The sequence below is a fragment of the Pseudomonas fluorescens genome (assembly GCF_902497785.1).
Taxonomy (GTDB): Bacteria; Pseudomonadota; Gammaproteobacteria; order Pseudomonadales; family Pseudomonadaceae; genus Aquipseudomonas; species Aquipseudomonas fluorescens_BO.
Genome location: NZ_CABVHK010000010.1, coordinates 151,472 through 176,845, shown reverse-complemented (window position 1 = coordinate 176,845; position 25,374 = coordinate 151,472). Strand labels below are relative to the sequence as shown.

Annotated in this window: 22 protein-coding genes; 15 read left to right on the top strand and 7 right to left on the bottom strand. The window is 59.4% G+C overall.

All coding sequences use genetic code 11. The annotated features are described in order from the left end of the window. Positions 1-31: 31 nt before the first annotated feature. Positions 32-772 (bottom strand): phosphoadenylyl-sulfate reductase, encoded by a 741-nt coding sequence (locus F8N62_RS16745; RefSeq protein WP_150711706.1) that lies wholly within the window; start codon positions 770-772, stop codon positions 32-34. A gap of 173 nt (positions 773-945) precedes the next feature. On the opposite strand from F8N62_RS16745, the gene thrH reads away from it, so the two are divergent. Beyond that, a complete protein-coding gene (gene thrH, locus F8N62_RS16740; protein ID WP_150711705.1) occupies positions 946-1,563 on the top strand; it encodes a bifunctional phosphoserine phosphatase/homoserine phosphotransferase ThrH in 618 nt (205 codons plus the stop codon). 91 nt (positions 1,564-1,654) lie between these two features. On the opposite strand, the gene pabB is transcribed toward thrH, so the two are convergent. From pabB to F8N62_RS16720, 4 genes are all read right to left on the bottom strand, one after another. Then, the gene (gene pabB, locus F8N62_RS16735) at positions 1,655-2,992 is read right to left on the bottom strand and encodes an aminodeoxychorismate synthase component I (protein WP_150711704.1); all 1,338 of its coding nucleotides are present in this window, start codon (positions 2,990-2,992) and stop codon (positions 1,655-1,657) included. 220 nt (positions 2,993-3,212) lie between these two features. Continuing rightward, a complete protein-coding gene (locus F8N62_RS16730; protein ID WP_150711703.1) occupies positions 3,213-4,199 on the bottom strand; it encodes an alpha-L-glutamate ligase-like protein in 987 nt (328 codons plus the stop codon). Then, complete coding sequence (locus F8N62_RS16725) at positions 4,199-5,734, bottom strand: inactive transglutaminase family protein (protein ID WP_150711702.1); 1,536 nt, start codon at positions 5,732-5,734, stop codon at positions 4,199-4,201. Before F8N62_RS16725 ends, F8N62_RS16730 begins: the two co-directional genes overlap by 1 nt. Positions 5,735-5,739: 5 nt before the next feature. After that, positions 5,740-6,276, bottom strand: coding sequence for an ATP-dependent zinc protease (locus tag F8N62_RS16720; protein WP_150711701.1), 537 nt, complete (start codon positions 6,274-6,276; stop codon positions 5,740-5,742). A 301-nt stretch (positions 6,277-6,577) separates the two neighbouring features. Between F8N62_RS16720 and F8N62_RS16715 the strand changes: the two genes are divergently transcribed. The 6 genes from F8N62_RS16715 to prpD all read left to right on the top strand — a co-directional run bounded on the left by F8N62_RS16715 (position 6,578) and on the right by prpD (position 15,204). Continuing rightward, positions 6,578-7,297, top strand: a complete 720-nt coding sequence (locus tag F8N62_RS16715) for a GntR family transcriptional regulator (protein WP_191632395.1) — start codon at positions 6,578-6,580, stop codon at positions 7,295-7,297. After that, entirely contained in the window at positions 7,294-8,184 is an 891-nt protein-coding gene (gene prpB, locus F8N62_RS16710; protein ID WP_150711699.1) for a methylisocitrate lyase, read from the top strand. The genes F8N62_RS16715 and prpB overlap by 4 nt, the downstream gene beginning before the upstream one ends. Positions 8,185-8,332: 148 nt before the next feature. Then, entirely contained in the window at positions 8,333-9,460 is a 1,128-nt protein-coding gene (gene prpC / locus F8N62_RS16705) for a 2-methylcitrate synthase (RefSeq protein WP_150711698.1), read from the top strand. A gap of 204 nt (positions 9,461-9,664) precedes the next feature. Then, complete coding sequence (gene acnD / locus F8N62_RS16700; protein WP_150711697.1) at positions 9,665-12,262, top strand: Fe/S-dependent 2-methylisocitrate dehydratase AcnD; 2,598 nt, start codon at positions 9,665-9,667, stop codon at positions 12,260-12,262. 55 nt (positions 12,263-12,317) lie between these two features. After that, the gene (gene prpF, locus F8N62_RS16695; RefSeq protein WP_150711696.1) at positions 12,318-13,508 is read left to right on the top strand and encodes a 2-methylaconitate cis-trans isomerase PrpF; all 1,191 of its coding nucleotides are present in this window, start codon (positions 12,318-12,320) and stop codon (positions 13,506-13,508) included. 211 nt (positions 13,509-13,719) lie between these two features. Further along, on the top strand, positions 13,720-15,204 hold the full coding sequence (prpD, locus tag F8N62_RS16685) for a 2-methylcitrate dehydratase (RefSeq protein WP_150711695.1): 1,485 nt from the start codon (positions 13,720-13,722) through the stop codon (positions 15,202-15,204). Between the two features lie 130 nt (positions 15,205-15,334). On the opposite strand, the gene F8N62_RS16680 is transcribed toward prpD, so the two are convergent. Then, on the bottom strand, positions 15,335-16,153 hold the full coding sequence (locus F8N62_RS16680; protein ID WP_150711694.1) for a pyruvate, water dikinase regulatory protein: 819 nt from the start codon (positions 16,151-16,153) through the stop codon (positions 15,335-15,337). A gap of 174 nt (positions 16,154-16,327) precedes the next feature. Between F8N62_RS16680 and ppsA the strand changes: the two genes are divergently transcribed. The 8 genes from ppsA to F8N62_RS16640 all read left to right on the top strand — a co-directional run bounded on the left by ppsA (position 16,328) and on the right by F8N62_RS16640 (position 24,487). Continuing rightward, positions 16,328-18,703 carry a phosphoenolpyruvate synthase gene (gene ppsA, locus F8N62_RS16675; RefSeq protein ID WP_150711693.1) on the top strand — a complete coding sequence of 792 codons (2,376 nt, stop codon included), beginning with the start codon at positions 16,328-16,330 and terminating at the stop codon, positions 18,701-18,703. Positions 18,704-18,908: 205 nt separating this feature from the next. Then, positions 18,909-19,898, top strand: coding sequence for an alpha/beta fold hydrolase (locus F8N62_RS16670; protein WP_150711692.1), 990 nt, complete (start codon positions 18,909-18,911; stop codon positions 19,896-19,898). 118 nt (positions 19,899-20,016) lie between these two features. Beyond that, a complete protein-coding gene (gene rraA / locus F8N62_RS16665; protein ID WP_150711691.1) occupies positions 20,017-20,508 on the top strand; it encodes a ribonuclease E activity regulator RraA in 492 nt (163 codons plus the stop codon). A 26-nt stretch (positions 20,509-20,534) separates the two neighbouring features. Further along, complete coding sequence (locus tag F8N62_RS16660; protein ID WP_150711690.1) at positions 20,535-21,530, top strand: zinc transporter ZntB; 996 nt, start codon at positions 20,535-20,537, stop codon at positions 21,528-21,530. A 63-nt stretch (positions 21,531-21,593) separates the two neighbouring features. After that, the gene (locus F8N62_RS16655; protein ID WP_150711689.1) at positions 21,594-21,842 is read left to right on the top strand and encodes a CrfX protein; all 249 of its coding nucleotides are present in this window, start codon (positions 21,594-21,596) and stop codon (positions 21,840-21,842) included. 2 nt (positions 21,843-21,844) lie between these two features. Beyond that, complete coding sequence (locus F8N62_RS16650; RefSeq protein WP_008027407.1) at positions 21,845-22,669, top strand: mechanosensitive ion channel family protein; 825 nt, start codon at positions 21,845-21,847, stop codon at positions 22,667-22,669. An 85-nt stretch (positions 22,670-22,754) separates the two neighbouring features. Further along, complete coding sequence (gene sigX, locus F8N62_RS16645; protein WP_150711688.1) at positions 22,755-23,345, top strand: RNA polymerase sigma factor SigX; 591 nt, start codon at positions 22,755-22,757, stop codon at positions 23,343-23,345. Positions 23,346-23,452: 107 nt separating this feature from the next. Further along, complete coding sequence (locus tag F8N62_RS16640) at positions 23,453-24,487, top strand: OmpA family protein (protein ID WP_150711687.1); 1,035 nt, start codon at positions 23,453-23,455, stop codon at positions 24,485-24,487. Between the two features lie 114 nt (positions 24,488-24,601). Here the strand turns inward: F8N62_RS16640 and cobA are convergent, their stop codons facing one another. After that, the gene (cobA, locus tag F8N62_RS16635) at positions 24,602-25,369 is read right to left on the bottom strand and encodes a uroporphyrinogen-III C-methyltransferase (RefSeq protein WP_150711686.1); all 768 of its coding nucleotides are present in this window, start codon (positions 25,367-25,369) and stop codon (positions 24,602-24,604) included. Between the last annotated feature and the right edge of the window lie 5 nt (positions 25,370-25,374).

Here is a 25,374-nt window from a genome sequence, read left to right as displayed (position 1 = left end):
AGGCTCGCTCCCGGATTTACAGGGTAGAACGTTACGCCTTGGATTTACTGATGATATTCCCCGCATGCAGCCCGCATTCTTTCTGCGTCGCCTCTTCCCACCACCAGCGGCCTTCGCGTTCGTGCTGGTTCGGCAGCACCGGGCGGGTGCACGGTTCGCAGCCAATGCTGATGAAACCGCGTTCATGCAGGCTGTTGAATGGCAGTTCGAGCATGCGGATGTAACCCCAGATCTCTTCACTGGTCATTTGCGCCAGCGGGTTGAATTTGTACAGGGTGCGTTCCGGGGTGGAGAAAGCCGTATCGATTTCCAGTACCGCAACGGCGCTGCGGGTGCCAGGGCTCTGGTCCCGGCGCTGGCCGGTGGCCCAGGCTGTCACGCCCGAGAGCTTGCGGCGCAGCGGCTCGATCTTGCGGATGCCACAGCATTCGCCGTGGCCGTCCTTGTAGAAACTGAACAGGCCTTTTTCCTTCACGAATGGTTCAAGTTTCGTGTAGTCCGGTGATACCAGTTCAATGTCGATCTTGTAGTGCTCACGCACTTGATCGATGAAGCGGTAGGTCTCGGGGTGCAGACGCCCGGTGTCGAGGCTGAACACCTTGACGTTCTTGTTCAGCTTCCAGGCCATGTCCACCAGCACCACATCCTCGGCGCCGCTGAAAGATATCCACAGCTCATCGCCGAACTCGGCAAACGCGAGTTTCAGGATGTCCTGGGCGGATTTATTGGCATAGGTCGTGGCGAGTTCCACGACGTCGAACGTTGGGCTCATCAGGGCGGCTTCCTACAGGTCGGTGGCGCTGGGCGCTCTATATGGGCCAGATGGTAACAAAATCCCGAGGCGCCTGGCGCGCCCTCTGCGTTGCGCAGGCCCGCACGAGTCGCTAGAGTTCGGCAGTCTTTTTGCTCGCTCGACTCAATAATCACTACAAATGGGAGTGTCTTGTGGAAATTGCCTGTCTGGATCTTGAAGGTGTACTGGTCCCGGAAATCTGGATCGCGTTCGCCGAAAAAACCGGGATCGAATCCCTCAGGGCCACCACCCGGGACATTCCCGACTACGACGTGCTGATGAAGCAGCGCCTGCGGATTCTCGACGAGCACGGCCTGAAGCTCACCGACATCCAGGAAGTGATCGCCACGCTCAAGCCGCTGGAGGGCGCCGTCGAGTTCGTCAACTGGCTGCGCGAACGCTTTCAGGTGGTGATCCTGTCGGACACGTTCTACGAGTTTTCCCAGCCGCTGATGCGTCAGCTGGGCTTTCCGACGTTGCTCTGCCATCGTCTGATTACCGACGATTCCGGGCGGGTGACGAGCTATCAATTGCGTCAGAAAGATCCGAAGCGGCAGTCGGTTCTTGCGTTCAAGAGCCTGTATTACCGGGTGATTGCGGCGGGGGATTCCTACAACGATACGACGATGCTGGGTGAAGCGGACGCAGGGATTCTGTTCCATGCGCCGGACAATGTGATCCGCGAGTTCCCGCAGTTTCCAGCGGTGCATACGTTTGAGGAGTTGAAGCAGGAATTCATCAAGGCCTCTAACCGCGCGTTGAGCCTATAGCCCCATACCCCGTAGGAGCTGCCGCAGGCTGCGATCTTTTGACTCTATTTTTTTAAAGACAAGATCCAAAGATCGCAGCCTTCGGCAGCTCCTACAGGTTTTTCAGGGTATCGAGCAGCACTTTCACTTTGGTGATCGATTCCTGATATTCGGCTTCCCATTCGGAATCGGCGACGATGCCGCCGCCGCCCCAGCAACACACCTGCCCATCTTTCACCAGCAAACTGCGGATCGCAATCGAGCTGTCCATCTCGCCGCGCACGTCCAGATACAGCAACGAACCGCAATACAAGCCACGCCGGGTCGGTTCCAGTTCATCAATGATCTGCATCGCACGAATCTTCGGCGCGCCGGTAATCGAGCCACCGGGGAAGCTGCCGGCGATCAGGTCCAGCGCATCGCGGTCATCCGCCAGTTCACCGGTCACGCTGCTCACCAGATGATGCACGTTCGGGTAACTTTCCAGGCTGAACAACTCCGGCACCTGCACCGAGCCGATGCGGCAAGTGCGGCCGAGGTCGTTGCGCAGCAAATCGACGATCATCAGGTTTTCCGCACGGTCCTTCGGGCTGGCCAACAATTCGGCGGCGTTCGCTGCATCTTCGGCAGCGGTCAGGCCGCGAGGGCGCGTGCCTTTGATCGGGCGGGTTTCCACATGACGGTTGCTGACTTTGACGAAGCGCTCCGGCGACAGGCTCAGCACTGCTCCGCCTTCGGGCAAGCTCTGGAAACCGGAGAACGGTGTCGGGCACGCAGCGCGCAACGCGCAGTAAGCGGCCCATGGATCGCCCGCGCATTCGGCGCGGAAGCGCTGGGCGAAGTTGACCTGGTAACAATCGCCGGCCTGAATGTAGTGATGAATCCGTTCTATCGCCTGGCGATACTCGTCAGCGCTGAGGTCGGCGCTCATCGGCGCTTTCAGTTTGAACGGCTCGATCGGTTCAACCCCGGGCTGACTGAACAGCGCAATCAAACGGTGACGTTCGCTGCCGCTCAGCGACGGGTGGAATACCAACTGACTGGTCGCCACCTGGTGATCGCTGATCAACGCCCAGTCGTACAAGCCGAAACGCGCATCGGGCAACTGCAGATCGTCCCGCGCCTGGCTCGGCAGGTGTTCCAGATGCCGACCGAAGTCGTAGCTCAGGTAACCCATCAGGCCGCCGGCGAAGGGCAGATCAAACGGGACAGTCGCTTTACCGAGTCGTGTCAGAGTGTCGCGCAGGCGTTGCAGGAAATGGCCGCCACTTTCGTCAGGCTTGACTGTCAGTTGCTCGATTGGCCAGGCGCTGAGCACATCATAGCGACCGCGATCGGCAGTCGGCCGGCCACTGTCGAGCAACACGGCGCCGGGGGCATGACGAATGGCCGCGAAATAGTCGGCGGGGTTAGCGCGATAAGGTAGCGGGTGTACGGAGCAGGTCAGCATGGGCGGGGCGGATCAGCCATCGAGGCGGGGTGGCGATTGTAGTCTTCTCCGGGAATTGGGCCTAGAGGGGATGTCGTTGTCGGGCAAGTTGGGAGTCACTAGTGAGACATTTGTGGCGAGGGGATTTATCGGATTGCCGCACCACCCCGTTGGACTGCGCAGCAGGCCTGATTCTGGGGCCGCTGCGCAGCCCAACGGGGATAAATCCCCTCACCACAAGTCAGCCCTCAACCGGTGGAATATGCCCGAACATTTCCTGCACGAACGCCACGCGTTCTTCAACGGTTTCGGTCACGCCGCGAGCCTTTAGCTCATCCAGCCGGGCTTCGACCGCGTGGGTTCGCAACGTCAGTCCGCAATCATTGGCAATCTGGATGTTCAACCCCGGCCGGGCGTTGAGCTCGAGAATCAGCGGGCCTTTCTCCTGGTCCAGCACCATGTCGACACCGATATAGCCCAGCCCGCACAGCTCGTAGCAGCCGGCGGCGAGTTTCATGAAGCCGTCCCAGTAGGGCAATTGCACGCCGTCTACCGCGTTGGTGGTGTCCGGATGTTTAGTGATGATGTTGTTCAGCCAGGTGCCGCGCAGGGTCAGGCCGGTGGCGAGGTCGACACCGACGCCGATGGCGCCCTGGTGCAGGTTGGCCTTGCCGCCGGACTGGCGGGTCGGCAAGCGCAGCATCGCCATTACCGGATAGCCCATCAGCACGATGATGCGAATGTCCGGTACACCTTCGTAGCTGATGCTTTTGAAGATCTGGTCGGGGATCACGCGGTATTCGATCAGCGCGCGGTCACGATGACCGCCCAGGGAATACAGGCCGGTGAGGATGCTCGAGACATGGTGCTCGATTTCCTCATGGCTGATGATCTTGCCGGACACCGTGCGATAGCGCCCCTCGAACCGGTCGGCCACCACAATAATGCCATCGCCACCGGCGCCCTGGGCCGGTTTGATCACGAAATCGCTGCGGCCGCCGATGATCTCGTCGAGCTTGTCGATTTCCTTCTCGGTGGAAATTACGCCATACAGTTCCGGCACATGAATGCCGGCGGTGATCGCGCGTTCCTTGGTGATGATCTTGTCATCGACAATCGGGTACAGGCTGCGCTTGTTGTACTTGAGCACGTAGTCCGCGTTGCGCCGATTGATCCCCATGATGCCCCGGGCTTCCAGGGCCTTCCAGGTTTTCCAGAAGCCGAACATCAGGCGTCAGCCTTCTTCAGGAAAGCCTTGAAGCGCACCAGTTCAGTCAGGCGGTAACCGCGATAACGCCCCATCGCCAGCATGAAGCCCACCAGAATCAGCAGGATCGCCGGGAAGGTGAACACGAAGTACACCAGTTCCGGCACGCTCATGATCAAGTGCGCCAGGGAGGCGGCGAACAGCGTGCCGATGGCCACCTTCATCGCATGCCCGGAACCGCGTTCTTCCCAGGTGATCGACAGGCGTTCAATGGTCATGGTCAGAATCACCATCGGGAACAGCGCCACGGACAAGCCGCGTTCCAGGCCGAGCTTGTGGCTGAACAGGCTGATCGCCGCAATCAACACCACCACGAACGTCAGCACCACCGACAACCGCGGCAGCATTTGCAACTTCAGGTGCTCAAGGTAGGAGCGCAGTGACAGCCCCAGCGCCGTGATGACGGTGAACAGCACGATGCCAAACCCCAGCTGGGTTTCACGGAAGGCCAGGGCGATCAGCACCGGGGTGAAGGTGCCGAGTGTCTGCAAGCCGATCAGGTTGCGCAGGATCAGGATCACCAGCACGCCGATCGGGATCATCACCATGATCATGAACGTCTGCTGGGTTTGCAGTGGCAAGCCGTACAGCGAGTACTCGAGGAAATTGGCGTCGGTGTTTTCGTCGGTCAGCTTGGCCAGGCGAATCGCGTTCATTTCACTGTTGTTCATACTGAACGTGACATTGGCTTTCTTGCCGCCATCGACGGTGATCAGGTTTTCGTCGCCGGTCCACCACAGCAGGCGGTCGGTGGGCAGACCTTGCTCGCCGGTTTCCGGGTTGAAGTAGAGCCAGTCTGCGCCGTTGAAACTGCGCAGCCAGAGTTCAGGAGTTTGCGGCTGGTCGGCAACCAGACGAATGGTATGGACCTTTTCCACCGGCACGTGGGCGATGGACAGCACCAGTTCAACGATCTTGGCTTTGTGCCCGCTGGACGGATCGCCGGCCAGTAACAGCTTCACGTTGTCGTCATTGACATTGTTGACCCGCTTGATCGCTTCGCCGATGAAGGTTTCGACGTCGGCAGAGTGTTGGCGGATCGGCGCGAGCAAGGCTTCGGCGGCGACTTTTTCCGCGCCTTCGACGGCGATGCTGTCGCGGAAGGTCGGGCCTTTGACCTTGGATTTTTCGCCGGTGTAGCGTTTGGTCAGCACCAGGCGGTAATAAAGGGTCTGGTTGCCCTTGGCCCGACGTGCCGACCAGGTGACCTTGCGGTTGCCGTCGACACGGTTCACGGCGACGCCGTAGTTATTGGAGATGAAACTCTCGTTGAGGCTGACGTAATCGCGGCTCAGCGGTGGCACGAACATCTGGATCTTGACCGGGTCCTTGCTACTGGCGACGAACTCGACCTTGGCGTCGATGTTCCACAAGTCGTCGGTGGCGTCTTCGGTCACGGGAATGCCGAGCACGAAAATCTGATAGGCCGTAACTGAAATGCCCAGCACCACCAGGATGGCGATCAGCATTTTCAGATGAAGGGTAAGAGCGCGCATTGGAATTACTCTGCGGTATGTGCGTCGGTGGCGCAGGCGGGTTTGCCAGCAGCGTATTTAAGACTTGGGTCGACCAGCGCATCAAAGCGTTTGAGCGCTTCGGAGCCGATCAGGAGCGGATATTGGAAAGCGCTTCGGTCAGTTAGGTTCACTTCGATGCTGCGTAATGCCGAACCCATGCAGATATCCAGCTCGATCACCGGACGGGCGGTGTACTTCTTGCCTTCTTCCGGATCGTAATCGCCGGCACGGCGCTTGATTTTGCTGACGCGGGCCAAGGGTCGTTCGATCGGGTGCGAGTGCGCGGCGTCGATGGCCAGGTAGAAGCGCACCCAGGACTCGCCATTGCGTTTGAAGCGTTTGATGTCGCGGGCGCTCAGGGACGCGGTTTTCGCTCCGGTGTCGAGTTTGGCGGCGACTTCCAGGTTGATGCCGCCCAGCGAGGCGTATTCGTTGAGGCCGTACACGGTCTTTTCCCCGGCGGCGGCGACACCGGGCAGGCAGAGCAGATATAGAAAGGTGGGGAAGGGCTTGAGTCTCATAAATCCTGGTGCGCAGCGGTCCGTGTATCGATTCAAGGCCCTGGCATCGCTGCGCAAGCTCCTTCGTATGCCTGGCAACTGTTTATGACAGGCAGTGCAGATGTCACAAACAAATGCGGGCGGCATTCTAGCACGGTGGTTTTATGGCGCCAGCGCCGGGAGACGGCAATGAGCAGAGGGGCAGCTTCGTCAGGTGCTGCCGGTTATCAGACGATTGTCGACAATACCTAATTATCCTTTGACTATTTCCCCTGTATTCGCTAGTTTTTGCCGCATCAGCTTCCAAGGTGTCGACAATATGCTGGATCAACTCGATCCCCCGGTCATAGCCCAAGACGATTCGGAAACACTCTCCGAGAACGTTTTCCGGCGCATTCAGGCGGCCATCGTCAAAGGCGAGATCGCCCCGGGCAGCAAGATCTCCGAGCCCGAACTGGCGCGCACCTACGGCATCAGTCGTGGCCCGCTGCGCGAAGCGATCCACCGCCTGGAAGGCCAGCGCCTGCTGGTGCGCATACCGCACGTCGGTGCGCGAGTGGTGTCGCTCAACCACGCCGAACTGGTGGAACTCTACGAAATCCGCGAATCCCTCGAAGGCATGGCCTGCCGGCTGGCGGCCGAACGCATGACCGTCGAAGAGATCGACGAACTGCGCCGGGTCCTCGAAACCCACGAGCGCGACGCCGCGTTTCAGGCCGGTGTCGGCTATTACCAGCAGGAAGGTGATTTCGACTTCCATTACCGAATCATCCAGGGCAGCGGCAACCGCACCCTGACGCAGATGCTCTGCGGCGAGCTCTATCAATTGGTGCGCATGTACCGCATCCAGTTTTCCACCACGCCCAATCGCCCGCGCCAGGCTTTTGCCGAGCACCACCGGATTCTCGATGCCATCGCCGACCGTGACGGCGAACTGGCCGAGTTGTTGATGCGCCGTCACATCGGCGCCTCCAAACGCAATATCGCCCGTCACTATCAGGACGGCGCTAACCCGACAGCCACTGAACGAGGTGAGTCATGAGTTCCAACAAGAGCACTCCAGGCCAGCGTTTCCGCGATGCGGTCGCCAGCGAACATCCGCTGCAAGTGGTCGGCGCGATCAACGCCAACCACGCGCTGCTGGCCAAGCGCGCCGGTTTCAAGGCTATTTACCTGTCTGGCGGCGGCGTTGCTGCCGGCTCCCTCGGCGTGCCGGACCTGGGCATCACCAGCCTCGATGACGTGCTGACTGACGTGCGCCGCATCACCGACGTCTGCGACCTGCCGCTGCTGGTGGACGTGGACACCGGTTTCGGTTCCTCGGCGTTCAACGTTGCGCGCACCGTCAAATCGATGATCAAGTTCGGCGCGGCGGCGATTCACATCGAAGACCAGGTCGGCGCCAAGCGCTGCGGTCACCGCCCTAACAAAGAGATCGTCTCGCTGCAGGAAATGGTCGACCGGATCAAGGCGGCTGTTGATGCGCGCACCGATGACAGCTTCGTGATCATGGCCCGCACCGACGCCCTCGCCGTTGAAGGTCTGGAGTCTGCACTGGATCGCGCCGCCGCGTGCATCGAAGCCGGTGCTGACATGATCTTCCCGGAAGCCATCACCGAACTGGAGATGTACAAGCTGTTCGCCAGCCGCGTGAAAGCGCCGATCCTGGCCAACATCACCGAGTTCGGCGCAACGCCGCTGTACACCACTGAGCAGTTGGCCGGTGCCGACGTGTCGCTGGTGCTATACCCATTGTCGGCTTTCCGCGCGATGAACAAAGCGGCGGAAAGCGTCTACACCGCAATCCGCCGCGACGGCACGCAACAGAACGTGATCGACACCATGCAGACGCGCATGGAGCTTTACGATCGCATTGACTACCACACCTTCGAGCAGAAGCTTGATGCGTTGTTCGCCGCGAAGAAGTAATGCAACCCCTTAATTGTAGGAGCGAGCTTGCTCGCGATGGTCGTCAACGATAACGCGGGAAACCTGATGCCCCGCGGCGATTTGATGTTTTTCGCGAGCAAGCTCGCTCCTACAGGTTTCCCTAACAAATTCAAGATTGGAGACAGCAATGGCCGAAGCAAAAGTACTCAGTGGCGCCGGGCTCCGTGGCCAGGTTGCCGGGCAAACCGCACTGTCCACCGTGGGCCAGTCGGGCGCCGGGCTGACCTATCGCGGCTACGACGTTCGCGACCTGGCGGCTGACGCCCAGTTCGAAGAAGTTGCTTACCTGCTGCTGTACGGCGAACTGCCGACCCAAGCACAGCTCGCCGCGTACGTGAGCAAATTGAGCAAGCTGTGCGACCTGCCGCAAGCGCTGAAAGAAGTGCTGGAACGCATTCCCGCCGACGCCCACCCGATGGACGTGATGCGCACCGGTTGCTCGTTCCTGGGCAATCTGGAGCCGGAGAAAGACTTCTCCGAACAGCACGACAAAACCGACCGCCTGCTGGCCGCTTTTCCGGCGATCATGTGCTACTGGTATCGCTTCAGCCACGACGGCAAACGCATCAGCTGCGTGAGCGACGAACAGTCCATCGGCGGCCACTTCCTGCACTTGCTGCACGACAAGAAACCGAGCGACCTGCACGTCAAAGTGATGAACGTTTCGCTGATCCTCTACGCGGAACACGAGTTCAACGCTTCGACCTTCACCGCTCGGGTGTGTGCATCGACCCTGTCCGATCTGTACTCCTGCATCACCGCGGCCATCGGTTCCCTGCGCGGTCCGTTGCACGGCGGCGCCAACGAAGCGGCGATGGAAATGATCGAGCGCTTCAGCTCGCCGGAAGAGGCGATCAAAGGCACCCTCGGCATGCTGGAACGCAAGGACAAGATCATGGGCTTCGGGCACGCGATCTATAAGGACAACGATCCGCGCAACGAGGTGATCAAGGGCTGGTCGAAAAAGCTCGCTGACGAAGTCGGTGACACCGTGTTGTTCCCGGTTTCCGAAGCCATCGACAAGACCATGTGGGAGCAGAAGAAGCTGTTCCCGAACGCCGACTTCTACCATGCGTCGACGTACCACTTCATGGGCATTCCGACCAAGTTGTTCACGCCGATTTTCGTCTGCTCGCGCCTGACCGGGTGGGCGGCGCATGTGTTCGAACAACGTGCCAACAACCGCATCATCCGCCCGAGCGCCGAATACACCGGCGTCGAACAGCGCAAGTTCGTGCCAATCGAACAACGCTGAATGGTGGGGGCCCGCACCGGGATCTGAGTTAAACGCAGATCCCTGTGGGAGCGAGCTTGCTCGCGATGACTGAGTCACATCCGACATTGATGTCGGCTGACCGACCGCTATCGCGAGCAAGCTCGCTCCCACAGTGGATTGTGTTGAATTCAAGCCCGGAGCCAAGCGCCTCCATTTGCAATCACCGTGACCGAGTCCTGACCGATGAACACTGAATTCCGCAAACCGCTGCCCGGCAGCCACCTGGATTACTTCGACGTCCGTGCGGCGGTCGAAGCCATTCAGCCCGGCGCCTACGACACTCTGCCGTACACCTCCCGCGTGCTGGCGGAAAACCTCGTGCGTCGCTGCGACCCGGCCACGCTCACCGAATCCCTGAAGCAATTCATCGAGCGCAAACGCGACCTCGATTTCCCGTGGTTCCCGGCGCGTGTGGTATGCCATGACATTCTCGGCCAGACCGCACTGGTCGACCTCGCCGGCCTGCGTGACGCCATCGCGTTGCAAGGTGGTGACCCGGCGCAGGTGAACCCGGTGGTGCCGACGCAATTGATCGTCGACCACTCCCTGGCCGTCGAGCGCGGTGGCTTCGATCCTGAGGCGTTCGAGAAAAACCGCGCCATCGAAGACCGTCGTAACGAAGACCGTTTCCACTTCATCAACTGGACCAAAAAGGCTTTCAAAAACGTTGATGTGATCCCGCCGGGCAACGGCATCATGCACCAGATCAACCTGGAGAAAATGTCTCCGGTGATCCAGGTGCGCGACGGCGTGGCATTCCCCGACACCTGCGTTGGCACCGACAGTCACACCCCGCACGTCGATGCGTTGGGCGTGATCGCCATCGGCGTCGGCGGCCTCGAAGCCGAAAGCGTCATGCTCGGCCGCGCCTCGTGGATGCGCCTGCCGGAAAGCGTCGGTGTCGAGCTCACCGGCAAGCTGCAACCGGGCATCACTGCCACCGACATGGTGCTGGCGCTGACCGAATTCCTGCGCAAGCAAAAAGTCGTTGGCGCGTGGCTGGAGTTCTTCGGCGAAGGCGCCTCCAGGCTGACCCTCGGCGACCGCGCAACCATCTCCAATATGGCACCGGAATACGGCGCTACGGCGGCGATGTTCTACATCGATCAGCAGACCATCGACTACCTCAAACTCACCGGCCGCGAAGACGAGCAAGTGCAGCTGGTCGAGCACTACGCCAAGACCACGGGCCTGTGGGCCGACAGCCTGAAGGGCGCGCAATACGAGCGCGGCTTGACCTTCGATCTGTCCTCGGTGGTGCGCAATATGGCGGGACCGAGCAATCCGCACGCCCGGGTCGCGACCTCCGATCTCGCGGCGCAAGGCATCTCCGGTCAGTGGGACGACGTGCCGGGCCAGATGCCGGACGGCGCGGTGATCATCGCCGCCATCACCAGTTGCACCAACACCAGCAACCCGCGCAACGTCATCGCCGCCGGCCTGCTGGCGCGCAACGCGAACAAGCTCGGTCTGACCCGCAAGCCGTGGGTCAAATCGTCCCTGGCGCCGGGTTCGAAAACCGTGGCGTTGTACCTCGATGAAGCGGGGTTGACCGACGAACTCGAGCAACTCGGTTTCGGCGTCGTCGCGTTCGCCTGCACCACCTGCAACGGCATGTCCGGCGCACTCGATCCGGTGATCCAGCAAGAGATCATCGACCGCGATCTGTACGCCACCGCTGTGCTTTCGGGCAACCGCAACTTCGACGGGCGGATTCATCCGTACGCCAAGAATGCATTCCTCGCCTCGCCGCCGTTGGTGGTCGCTTACGCCATTGCCGGGACCATCCGTTTCGACATCGAAAAAGACGTGTTGGGCCTGGACGCGGACGGCAAGGAAATCCGCCTGAAGGACATCTGGCCGAGCGATGAAGAAATCGACGCAGTGGTCAAGGCCTCGGTCAAACCGGAGCAGTTCCGTCAGGTGTACATCCCGATGTTCGCCATCCACGAAGACACCGGTCCGAAGGTGACGCCGCTGTACGACTGGCGCGAGATGAGCACTTACATTCGTCGTCCGCCGTACTGGGAAGGCGCGCTGGCCGGCGCTCGTCCGCTCAAGGGCATGCGCCCGCTGGCGGTGCTGCCGGACAACATCACCACTGATCACTTGTCGCCCTCGAACGCAATCATGCTCGACAGCGCTGCTGGCGAATACCTGGCGAAAATGGGCTTGCCGGAAGAGGACTTCAACTCCTACGCCACCCACCGCGGCGACCACTTGACTGCGCAACGCGCCACCTTCGCCAACCCGAAACTGTTCAACGAAATGGTCCGGGAAAATGGCAAGGTCAAACAGGGTTCGCTGGCCCGCGTCGAGCCGGAAGGCCAAGTGATGCGCATGTGGGAAGCCATCGAAACCTACATGGAGCGCAAGCAGCCGCTGATCATCATTGCCGGCGCCGATTACGGTCAGGGTTCGTCCCGGGACTGGGCGGCGAAAGGCGTGCGTCTGGCCGGTGTCGAAGCAATTGCCGCCGAAGGTTTCGAACGCATTCACCGCACCAACCTGGTGGGCATGGGCGTGTTGCCGCTGGAGTTTTTGCCGGGCACTGATCGCCACACGCTGGCCATCGATGGCAGTGAAACCTACGACGTGATCGGTGAGCGCACGCCGCGTGCGCAGTTGACGCTGGTGATCAACCGGCTCAACGGCGAGCGCGTCGAAGTGCCAGTGACCTGCCGCCTCGACACCGCCGAAGAAGTGTCGATCTACGAGGCCGGCGGCGTGCTGCAACGCTTCGCCCAGGACTTCCTCGAAGAGTCGGCGGTCGCCGTTTAAAACAGCCTGTGCGGGCAGGGGAGTCAAATCCCTTGCCCGCTATAAAGGAGCACCCATGGCTCATGCACCTCAGATAAAAATCCCCGCCACCTACATGCGCGGCGGCACCAGCAAAGGCGTGTTTTTCAGCCTCAAAGACCTGCCCGAAGCGGCACAGATTCCCGGTCCCGCGCGCGACGCCTTGTTACTACGCGTGATCGGCAGCCCCGACCCGTACGACAAACAGATCGACGGCATGGGCGGCGCGACCTCCAGCACCAGCAAAACCGTGATCCTGTCGAAAAGCATCAAGGCCGATCACGACGTCGATTACCTGTTCGGTCAGGTCTCCATCGACAAGCCTTTTGTCGACTGGAGCGGTAACTGCGGCAACCTGTCGGCGGCGGTCGGTTCGTTTGCCATCAGCAACGGCCTGGTCGATGCCAGCCGTATTCCGCAGAACGGCGTGGCCGTGGTGCGCGTGTGGCAGGCCAACATCGGCAAGACCATCATCGCCCACGTGCCGATGACTGACGGCGAAGTCCAGGAAACCGGTGATTTCGAACTCGACGGCGTGACCTTTCCGGCCGCCGAAGTGCAGGTCGAATTCATGGACCCGGCCGCGGAAGAAGAGGGCGGTAGCGGTTCGATGTTCCCTACCGGCAATCTGGTGGACGACCTCGAAGTGCCGGGCGTCGGCACCTTCAAGGCGACCATGATCAATGCCGGCATCCCGACGATTTTCGTCAACGCCGAAGACATCGGCTACACCGGCACTGAATTGCAAGGCGCGATCAACAGCGATCCGAAAGCGCTGGCGATGTTCGAGACCATTCGTGCCTACGGCGCGTTGCGCATGGGATTGATCAAGGATCTGGACGAAGCGACCAAGCGTCAGCACACGCCAAAAGTGGCCTTCGTTGCCAAGCCGGCCGCGTATGTTTCTTCCAGTGGAAAAGCGATTTCAAAGGGTGATGTCGACCTGTTGGTACGTGCGCTTTCCATGGGCAAATTACACCATGCGATGATGGGCACGGCGGCGGTGGCCATCGGCACGGCGGCGGCGATTTCCGGGACACTGGTGAACCTCGCGGCCGGTGGCATCGAACGCAATGCGGTGCGCTTCGGGCATCCGTCGGGCACCTTGCGCGTCGGCGCCGAAGCCAGCCAGGTCAACGGCGAATGGACCGTCAACAAGGCGATCATGAGCCGCAGTGCGCGGGTGTTGATGGAAGGGTTCGTTCGCGTGCCGGGTGATTCTTTCTAACCCGAATCCAGAGATAAACACAAAACCCTGTGGGAGCGGGCTTGCCCGCGATGAGGCCTTCACATTCGGCATCCAAGTTAGCTGATACACCGCCATCGCGGGCAAGCCCGCTCCCACAGGACGGCATTTCAACAATAAGAATGTTGTAACTAATCGAGATTGCCCCTGAACCGAGGTCCCATCACCGAACCACTTTACGAGTGAATCGAACATGAGCACCAACGTCGACCAGAACAACCGACCCGACTACGACACGGTCCTGCAGGACATCGCCGATTACGTCCTCGATTTCAAAATCGAATCCGCAGAAGCGCTGGACACCGCCCGTCACTGTCTGATCGATACCCTCGGCTGCGGCCTGCTGGCCCTGCGTTTCCCCGAATGCACCAAGCACCTCGGCCCGATGGTGGAAGGCACCATCGTCCCGTTCGGTGCCCGCGTGCCGGGCACGAGTTTTCGTCTGGACCCGGTCAAAGCCGCGTGGGACATCGGTTGCATCGTGCGCTGGCTCGACTACAACGACACCTGGCTCGCTGCCGAATGGGGCCACCCGTCGGATAACCTTGGCGGCATTCTCGCGGTGGCGGATCACCTGTCGCAAAAACGCCTGGCCAATGGCGAGGCGCCGCTGACCCTCCGCGCGGTGCTTGAGGCGATGATCATGGCCCACGAGATTCAAGGCGTAATTGCCCTGGAAAACTCCTTCAACCGCGTAGGCCTTGATCACGTCATCCTGGTGAAAGTGGCCTCCACCGCGGTCACCGCCAAACTCATGGGGGCCAATCGCGAGCAACTGCTGTCAGCGTTGTCCCACGCGTTTGCCGACGGCCAGGCGTTGCGCACTTATCGGCATGCACCGAATGCCGGGTCGCGCAAATCCTGGGCCGCCGGTGATGCGACCAGTCGAGGCGTGCGTCTGGCAGATATCGCGATGCGCGGCGAAATGGGCATTCCCGGCGTACTGACTGCCCGTCAGTGGGGTTTCTACGACGTCTTGTTCAGCCATACCAACAACGATCTGGCGCTGAAACCCGAAGACAGGCGCACCTTCAGTTTCTCCCGCCGGTACGGCAGTTATGTGATGGAAAACGTACTGTTCAAAATCAGTTTTCCGGCCGAATTCCATGCGCAAACCGCCTGCGAAGCGGCGGTGACGTTACATCCGCAGGTCAGAAATCGCCTGCATGACATCGACCGGATCGTCATCACCACCCACGAATCGGCGATCCGCATCATCTCCAAGGTCGGCCCGCTGGCCAACGCGGCCGACCGCGATCACTGCATTCAATACATGACCGCCGTGCCGCTGGCCTTCGGCAATCTGGTGGCCGAGCAGTACGAAGACGATTTCCACGCGGCGCATCCGATCATTGACGTGCTGCGCGACAAAATGATCATCGTCGAAGACCCGCAGTACACCCGCGAATACCTGGAGCCAGACAAACGCTCGATCGCCAATGCGATTCAGGTGTTTTTCAAGGACGGTTCGAGTACTGAGAAAGTGGTGGTTGAGTACCCGATCGGACATCGGCGGCGCCGTGCCGAGGGTATTCCATTGCTGGAGGACAAGTTCAAAGCAAACCTGGCGACGCGATTTACGGCGCAGCGCTGTGACGAAATTTTTCAGCTGTGCAAGGATCAGGCGCGGCTGGAGGCGACAGCGGTGAACCGGTTTGTGGATTTGTTTGTTATCTGATTCCGAGTCATCGTTCAATCGCGGGCAAGCCCGCTCCCACAGTTATTTCGGTTGTTGCAAATGTTGCATTCACAACAGAACTCTGTGGGAGCGGGCTTGCCCGCGATGCGATAGATCAGGCGCTAAAGAGTTACTTGAAGCGTCGCTCCACGCCTTTTTCCACGAGGATTTTCGCGGAGATTTCTTCCACTGAAAAATGCGTCGAATTGATGTGCGCAATGTTCTCGCGACGGAACAGGTTTTCCACCTCGCGCACTTCGAATTCGCACTGGGCGTAACTCGAATAGCGGCTGTTGGGCTTGCGTTCGTTGCGGATGGCGGTGAGGCGGTCCGGGTCGATGGTCAGGCCGAACAGCTTGTGCTGGTGCGCGCGCAGGGCGTTGGGCAGGGTAAGGCGCTCCATGTCGTCTTCGGTCAGCGGGTAGTTGGCCGCGCGAATGCCGAATTGCATGGCCATGTACAGGCATGTCGGGGTCTTGCCGCAACGTGACACGCCAACCAGAATCAGGTCGGCCTTGTCGTAATAGTGCGTGCGGGCGCCGTCGTCGTTGTCGAGGGCGAAGTTTACGGCTTCGATGCGCTCCATGTAGTTGGAGTTGGTGCCGATGGAATGGGACTTGCCGACCGTGTAGGAAGAATGCTCGGTCAGTTCCTGTTCAAGCGGTGCCAGGAAGGTCGAGAAAATGTCGATCATGAAACCATTGGACATGGCGAGGATCTCACGGATGTCCTGATTGACGATGGTGTCGAAGATGATCGGCCGGAAGCCGTCGGTTTCGGCGGCTTTGTTGATTTGTTGTACCATGGCCCGCGCTTTATCCACGTTGTCGATGTACGGCCGCGTGAATTTGCTGAAGGTGATGTTTTCGAACTGCGCCAGGAGGCTTTGACCCAGGGTTTCGGCGGTAATGCCGGTGCCATCGGAGATAAAGAAAGCAGATCGTTTCATTTGCACCTTGGGCCTTAAGCTAATGATCATTCTTGGATATGATAGGCGCGATTTGCCGGCCGCCAGTGGCCCGCATTCTCACTTATTTTCCAGGTCCAGGCCATACGGCTGGCAAATGCTCCTCGAGAGCGCCGGCGTCTGAGCTTTTCCAACACAGTTAGTGGAGAGATCACCTTGGTAGAGTACGTAGTTTCCCTCGATAAGCTCGGCAAACACGATGTTGAGCATGTGGGGGGCAAGAACGCATCCCTGGGCGAGATGATCAGCAACCTTGCAGGTGCCGGTGTATCGGTGCCCGGTGGCTTCGCCACGACAGCTCAGGCTTATCGTGATTTTCTGGAACTGAGCGGCCTCAACGATCAGATCCACGCCGCTCTCGACGCCCTGGACGTCGATGATGTCAACGCCCTGGCCAAGACCGGTGCGCAGATCCGTCAATGGATCATGGAAGCCGAATTCCCCGAGAAGCTCAACGCCGAGATCCGCACCGCGTTCGCCACGCTGTCGGCCGGCAACCCTGACATGGCCGTGGCCGTGCGCTCTTCCGCGACTGCCGAAGACCTGCCGGACGCTTCCTTCGCCGGTCAGCAGGAAACCTTCCTGAACATCCGGGGTGTCGAGAACGTCATTCGCGCCGCCAAAGAGGTGTTTGCTTCCCTCTTCAACGACCGTGCAATTTCCTACCGCGTGCACCAGGGCTTCGACCACAAGCTGGTTGCCCTGTCGGCAGGCGTGCAGCGCATGGTGCGCTCCGAAACCGGTACTGCCGGCGTGATGTTCACCCTCGATACCGAATCGGGCTTCCGTGACGTGGTGTTCATCACCGGTGCCTACGGCCTGGGTGAAACCGTCGTACAAGGCGCGGTGAACCCGGACGAATTCTACGTCCACAAACAAACGCTTGAAGCCGGTCGCCCGGCGATCCTGCGCCGTAACCTCGGCAGCAAAGCGATCAAGATGATCTACGGCGAAGTCGCTACGGCCGGTAAATCGGTCAAGACCATCGACGTCGACAAGGCTGATCGCGCACGTTTCTGCCTGAGCGACGCCGAAGTCAGCGAACTGGCCAAGCAAGCGATGATCATCGAGAAGCACTACCAGTGCCCGATGGACATCGAATGGGCCAAGGACGGCGACGACGGCAAGCTTTACATCGTTCAGGCCCGTCCTGAAACCGTGAAGAGCCGCACCCAGGCCAACGTCATGGAACGTTACCTGTTGAAAGAAACCGGCACCGTGCTGGTTGAAGGTCGCGCCATCGGCCAGCGCATCGGCGCCGGCAAGGTGCGCATCATCAAGGACGTGTCCGAGATGGATAAAGTCCAGCCAGGCGACGTGCTGGTTTCCGACATGACCGACCCGGACTGGGAACCGGTCATGAAACGCGCCAGCGCCATCGTCACCAACCGTGGCGGTCGTACCTGCCACGCGGCGATCATCGCTCGCGAGCTGGGTATCCCGGCCGTGGTCGGTTGCGGCAACGCCACTCAGCTGTTGAAGGACGGCCAGGGCGTGACCGTTTCCTGCGCTGAAGGCGACACCGGTTACATCTTCGAAGGCGAACTGGGCTTCGACATCAAGAAAAACTCGGTTGATGCCATGCCTGATCTGCCGTTCAAGATCATGATGAACGTCGGTAACCCGGACCGTGCATTCGACTTCGCGCAACTGCCGAACGCCGGTGTGGGCCTGGCCCGTCTGGAATTCATCATCAACCGCATGATCGGCGTGCACCCCAAGGCACTGTTGAACTACGACGGCCTGCCACAGGACATCAAGGACAGCGTCGACAAGCGCATTGCCGGCTACGACGATCCAGTCGGCTTCTACGTCGAGAAACTGGTCGAAGGCATCAGCACCCTGGCCGCTGCGTTCTACCCGAAAAAGGTCATCGTGCGTCTGTCGGACTTCAAGTCCAACGAATACGCGAACCTGATCGGCGGCAAGCTCTACGAGCCGGAAGAAGAAAACCCGATGCTGGGCTTCCGTGGCGCGTCGCGTTACATCAGCGAAGCGTTCCGTGATTGCTTCGAACTCGAATGCCGTGCTCTCAAGCGCGTGCGCAACGAGATGGGCCTGACCAACGTTGAAATCATGGTGCCGTTCGTCCGTACCCTGGGCGAAGCGAGCCAGGTTGTCGACCTGCTGGCCGAGAACGGTCTGGCCCGTGGCGACAACGGTCTGCGCGTCATCATGATGTGCGAGCTGCCGTCCAACGCGATTCTGGCGGAAGAGTTCCTCGAATTCTTCGACGGTTTCTCCATCGGCTCCAACGACCTGACTCAGCTGACGCTGGGCCTGGACCGTGACTCCGGGATCATTGCGCACCTGTTCGACGAGCGTAATCCGGCGGTGAAGAAGCTGCTGGCCAACGCCATTGCCGCGTGCAACAAGGCCGGCAAATACATCGGCATCTGCGGTCAGGGCCCTTCGGATCACCCTGACCTGGCCAAATGGCTGATGGAACAGGGCATTGAAAGCGTTTCGCTGAACCCCGATTCCGTACTGGAAACCTGGTTCTTCCTGGCTGAAGGTCAAGCTCCGGCTTGATGGAGTGAGACGGGCCGGTCACATGCCTCTGTAGGAGCGAGCTTGCTCGCGATGGACGTTAACGATGACGCGCTTATCCTGGATGAACGCGGTGTTCTGAAGACCTTCGCGAGCAAGCTCGCTCCTACAGGAGCCACTGACCGGGCTTTTAGATTCAATCAGGGCGGGCTCCTCTGGAAGCCGCCCTTTTTTGTGCAAGAGCATTATGCAAAGCAGCAGCAACCTATTTCCTGTCGCCCTGATCAGCGCCGAGCGGCGCGGTGATCTGAGCGAAGACGTCTATCGTTTGAAACCCGGCAACAGCCCCGACGGCACCGTCGAGCTGGCCGTGACCCGCTTGGGCATGGCCGATGCGCCCGCCCACGGTGGCGTGCCGGTGATTCTGTTGCACGGCAGTTTTTCCAATCGACGGTTCTGGTTCTCTCCGAAGGGTTTGGGATTGGGCGCCTACCTCACGCGTCTGGGGTTCGATGTGTGGATTGCGGAAATGCGCGGCCATGGCCTGTCCCAGCGCAACCAGAACTACCGCAAGAACCGCGTCGCCGACTACGCCCGTTATGATCTGCCGGCCATTGGCGCCTTCGTGCGTGAGCAAAGCGGCCAGGTGCCGCACTGGATCGGTCACTCGCTGGGTGGCATCACGCTGGCGGCCGCGCTGGGTGGCGAGTACATCGGCGAGCCTGTGGTGGCGTCCGCGGCGTTTTTTGGCACGCAAGTCAGTCGCACCTATTGGCCGTTGAAAATTCCGCCGCTGGAATGGAGCGGACGCTTTATTCTCAAGCGATTCGCGCATCTTTCCGGTTCCCGACTCAAGCGCGGGCCGGAGGACGAACCGATTGGCCTGGCGCTCGAGAGCATGCGTTGGTATGGCTTGTTCGGGCGCTTTGGCGATGCCGACAAGGATTGGTGGGCCGGACTGGCCAACGTTCAGGTGCCGGTGCTGGCGGTCAGCGCAGTCAGCGACCATCAAGACCCGGCGTGGGCGTGTCGCAAGCTGTTCGATCAGATCGGTGCCGAGCACAAGCAATTCATCAACCTGGGCCGCGAGCAGGGCTTTGGCGACAATTTCGGTCACGTGGAAATGCTGGTCAGCAAGGCTGCGCAAACCGAAGTCTGGCCGCTGGTGGCACGCTGGCTCGCGGATCAACAAACGCCATTGCTCGGTGACAAGCCGGATTTGGCTGCGGCGATCTAAGCTGGATGCTCTATCAAGAGCATTTCGCTCTGATCGGCATGCGGCTAAGATATGACGCATTACGCTTTTTCGGTCACTTTGCAGCCTCGATTGTCTTCCTCTTTACAGGAGTTTCTCGATGAACCATTACCTTACGCCTGACCTGTGCGACGCCTATCCGGAACTGGTGCAGGTGCTGGAACCGATGTTCAGCAATTTCGGTGGCCGTGATTCCTTCGGTGGCGAGATCGTGACCATCAAGTGCTTCGAAGACAACTCGCGAGTCAAGGAGCAGGTCGAGCTCAAGGGTAATGGCAAGGTCCTGGTCGTCGATGGTGGCGGTTCCCTGCGTCATGCGTTGCTGGGCGACATGCTGGCCGAGAAAGCCGCGAGCAACGGTTGGGAAGGGCTGGTGATCTACGGTTGCATCCGCGACGTCGATATCATCGCGCAGACCGATCTGGGCGTTCAGGCGCTTGCCAGCCACCCGAGAAAATCCGACCGGCGCGGCGTAGGCGAACTCAACGTTGCAGTGACCTTTGCTGGCGTGACGTTCCGTCCAGGCGAATATGTTTACGCGGACAACAATGGCGTGATCATCTCGCCCAGCCCGCTGAAGATGCCTGAATAACCGTTTAAACAGCCAAAGGGGTGAGGATGTTCGAGGAAGAAAACGCGCAGTGGGGGCTGGTGCATGCCCTGGTGCTGGACGGTAAAGGCGGCGCGCGTTCGATTGCCCGGACTGAACTCGATGACTTGCAGTTGCAGGCGCATGAAAGCCTGTGGCTGCATTGGGATCGCAGTCACCCGCAAACCCAGACCTGGCTGCGCAAATCCAGCGGCCTGAGCGAATTCAGCTGCGACCTGCTGCTCGAAGAAAACACCCGTCCGCGCCTATTACAGCTTTCCGACAGCGAACTGCTGCTATTTTTGCGTGGGGTCAACCTCAATCCGGGGGCTGAACCGGAAGACATGGTGTCGGTGCGGATTTTCGCCTCGGCACAGCGGGTGATTTCCCTGCGTCTGCGTCCGTTGCGCGCCACCGATGAATTGCTGGTGCAACTGAGCGAGGGCAAAGGGCCGAAAACCGCGTCTGAGCTCGTCCTTTATATGGCTCAGAACCTCACCAACAAGGTTCAGGATCTGGTCAGTTGCCTCTCGGAAGTGGTCGATGCGGAAGAAGAAAAACTGGATGCCGACGAACGGTATACACCTGAACACGGCTCCATTTTGCAGATCCGTCGCAGGGCTGCTGCGCTGAAACGTTTCCTGGCTCCGCAGCGGGATATTTTCGGACAACTGACGCGGATAAAACTGCCTTGGTTTGTCGAAGACGATGGCGATTACTGGAATGAATTGAACAACAGCCTGACGCGCTATCTTGAGGAGCTGGAGTTGACCCGCGAGCGCGTGGGGCTGGTCCTGGAGGCTGAAGACCGGCGTTTGAGCGTGCGCATGAACCGCACGATGTACCGCTTCGGGATCATCACCGGAATCTTTTTGCCGATGAGTTTCCTGGCCGGTCTTTTGGGGATCAATGTTGGCGGTATTCCGTTGTCTGACAGTCCCTATGGGTTCCTGATTGCCTGCCTGATGATGGTTTCGGTGGCACTCGGGCAGTGGTGGTTATTCCGGCGTTTGCGCTGGGTCTGATCATGCGCCATGTGACCCGGGCAAATTTGACCGCGTCTTTCACAGACATCACGAGAGGTGCGTATGCACGATCCGTTTGAACAGTCTTTGCGCGACATGCTGAACGCTTCGCCGTCCACCCGGGACGACGATGCCTGCCTCGGCCGTGTCCTGAAAACCGCTAATCGCCAGGTCGGCGCTGGCGATCTGTTCAGCCTGCTGGGCCGCTGGCTGCCCGCGCTGATGATCGCCCTGAACAATGGATCGGCGCATGTCTCGCCGGTTTCCCGTCACCGTAAACCTAACGTTCGCACTGCTGATAAGGCTGATTGAATATGGAACTTGATCTCTGGACTCAGAGCCTCGTCACTGCAATGACTGCGTTATGGACCAAGGTTGCGAATTTCATCCCGAACCTGTTCGGCGCACTGGTTGTGTTGCTGCTCGGTTTCGTCGTGGCGAAACTTTTGGACACTTTGCTGTCCAAGTTGCTCGCCAAGCTGGGTCTGGATCGCCTGATGGGCGGCACCGGTCTGACAAAATTGCTGTCCCGGGCCGGCCTGCAAGTGCCGATCTCGACGTTGATCGGCAAGATCGTCTACTGGTTCGTTCTGCTGATTTTTCTGGTTTCGGCCGCAGAATCCCTTGGACTTGAGCGAGTTTCAGCTACGCTGGACATGCTTGCGCTGTATTTGCCGAAGGTATTCGGCGCCGCGCTGGTGTTGCTGGTGGGTGTGCTGCTGGCGCAACTGGCCAATGGGCTGGTGCGCGGGGCGGCAGAGGGTGTAGGGCTCGATTATGCCGCCGGGCTGGGGCGAATTGCCCAGGGCCTGGTGATCATCATCAGCATTTCGGTCGCGATCAGCCAGTTGGAGGTCAAAACTGACCTGCTCAACCATGTGATTGTGATCGTATTGATTACCGTTGGTCTGGCCGTTGCGCTGGCCATGGGTTTGGGAAGCCGGGAAATTGCCGGTCAGATTCTTGCGGGAATCTATGTGCGTGAGTTGTATCAGGTTGGGCAACAAGTGCGTGTTGGCGAGGTCGAAGGTCAGATCGAAGAGATCGGCACGGTCAAAACCACATTGCTGACCGATGAGGGTGAGCTAGTCTCTCTCTCCAATCGGATCCTTCTGGAGCAGCATGTGAGTAGCCGCTAACCCGGCAAACCCTGCTAATGTATGCCGCCGCAAATTGCCCTGAGGGCTGCGGCGGACATTGACCTGACTGTCGGCCCGACTTGTTTTGAATAAAGCTCAATCGATCTCCACGCGCTACGACCCCCGCGAGCTCTCTGATGAGGAGTTGGTCGCGCGCTCGCATACCGAGCTGTTTCACGTAACGCGCGCCTATGAAGAATTGATGCGGCGTTACCAACGAACATTATTTAACGTCTGTGCACGATATCTTGGGAACGATCGCGACGCAGACGATGTCTGTCAGGAAGTGATGTTGAAGGTGTTGTATGGCCTGAAGAACTTCGAGGGGAAATCGAAGTTCAAGACATGGCTCTATAGCATCACGTACAACGAATGCATCACGCAGTATCGAAAGGAACGGCGAAAGCGTCGCTTGATGGACGCTTTAAGTCTGGATCCTCTGGAGGAAGCGTCCGAAGAAAAGGCGCCGAAACCGGATGAGAAGGGCGGACTTGATCGCTGGCTGGTGTATGTGAATCCGATTGACCGTGAAATTCTGGTGCTACGATTTGTCGCAGAGCTGGAATTTCAGGAGATCGCAGACATCATGCACATGGGTTTGAGTGCGACAAAAATGCGGTACAAACGCGCTCTAGACAAATTGCGTGAGAAATTTGCAGGCATTGCTGAAACTTAGTTCAGCGCAAATATCTCTTACGTGTAGGCAAGTTCTGATAGACTTGCCGCCGAGTTGTCCCCCGGTTTGCGGGACTGCTTCACAATCACCAGATGGGGATTTAACGGATGAAACTGAAAAACACCTTGGGCTTTGCCATTGGTTCTCTTATTGCAGCCACTTCGTTCGGCGCGCTGGCACAAGGCCAAGGCGCAGTTGAAATCGAAGGCTTCGCCAAGAAAGAAATGTTCGATAGCGCTCGTGACTTCAAGAACAACGGCAACCTGTTCGGCGGTTCCGTTGGTTACTTCCTGACTGACGACGTTGAACTGCGTCTGGCTTACGACGAAGTGCACAACGCACGTACTGAAGACGGCACAAACGTTAAAGGCGCGAACACCGCTCTGGACGCTCTGTACCACTTCAACAACCCAGGCGACATGCTGCGTCCTTACGTTTCGGCCGGTTTCTCCGACCAGAGCATCGACCAGAACGGTTCGAACGGTCGTAACCGTTCCACTTTCGCCAACGTTGGCGGCGGTGCAAAACTGTACTTCACCGAGAACTTCTACGCCCGTGCCGGCGTTGAAGCTCAGTACAACATCGACCAGGGCGACACCGAGTGGGCTCCAAGCGTCGGTATCGGTGTGAACTTCGGTGGCGGCTCCAAGCCTGCTGCTGCTCCAGTTCCAGCACCTGCTGAAGTCTGCTCCGACAGCGACAACGATGGCGTTTGCGACAACGTTGACAAGTGCCCGGACACCCCAGCCAACGTAACTGTTGATGCTGATGGCTGCCCAGCCGTTGCTGAAGTTGTTCGTGTAGAGCTGGACGTCAAGTTCGATTTCGACAAATCTGTTGTTAAAACCAACAGCTACGGCGACATCAAGAACCTGGCTGACTTCATGAAGCAGTACCCATCCACCAGCACTACTGTTGAAGGTCACACTGACTCCGTCGGTCCTGACGCTTACAACCAGAAACTGTCCGAGCGTCGTGCAAACGCCGTTAAGCAAGTTCTGACCAACCAGTACGGTGTTGAATCGTCCCGCGTTCAGTCTGTTGGCTACGGCGAATCCCGCCCAGTTGCTGACAACAAAACTGACGCTGGTCGCGCTGTTAACCGTCGCGTAGAAGCGCAGGTTGAAGCTAACGCTAAGTAATTAGCGCGCAGCTCTGAGAAAAGCCCGGCTTAGGCCGGGCTTTTCTTTGTCTGCGATTTGGGTTTCAGCAATGGAGTTGCGGAGTGGCGAAAAGATCGCAGCCTGCGGCAGCTCCTACACGGATGTACGCAGGGCCAAGGTAGGAGCTGCCGCAGGTTGCGATCTTTTGATCTCACCATGGGCGGCCACCGCACCAATCACAAGAATCGCCGGGCTCTTCAGCGCAAATGCGAGGGCATCTGCTTCCATCGCTGTCAGATCGCTTCGACATTCGCGCTGATGCGGCAAGGACGCGTTTTCAATCATCGCCACCGGCGTATCCGCCGCCATGCCACCTGCGAGCAGTTGATCGCGGATTTCACTCAGCTTCGCCACCCCCATGTAAACCACCAGTGTCGTACCACCTTGCGCCAGAGCCTGCCAATTCAGGCTGCTGCCATCCTGCGTGTGGGCCGTCACCAGCGTCACGCCTCGCGCCACACCGCGCAGGGTCAGCGGGATGTCACATTGCGTCGCGCCCGCCAGCCCGGCGGTGATGCCGTTGACCAGTTCCACGTCGACCCCGCGCTCGCGTAACCACTGCGCCTCTTCACCGCCCCGGCCAAAAATGCACGGGTCGCCGCCCTTGAGCCGCACCACGCATTTGCCCTGGCGCGCGTAACGCAGCATCAGCCGGTGAATAAACGCCTGAGGCGTCGAACGACAGCCCCCGCGTTTGCCCACAGGAATAATCCGCGCCTGAGGGCAATGCTCAAGAACGGCGACATTGACCAGATCGTCGATCAGCACCACATCGGCTTCTCTCAACGCTCGAACAGCCTTGAGGGTCAGCAATTCCGGATCGCCAGGACCCGCACCCACCAGCCAGACTTTTGCGCTCATAGTGT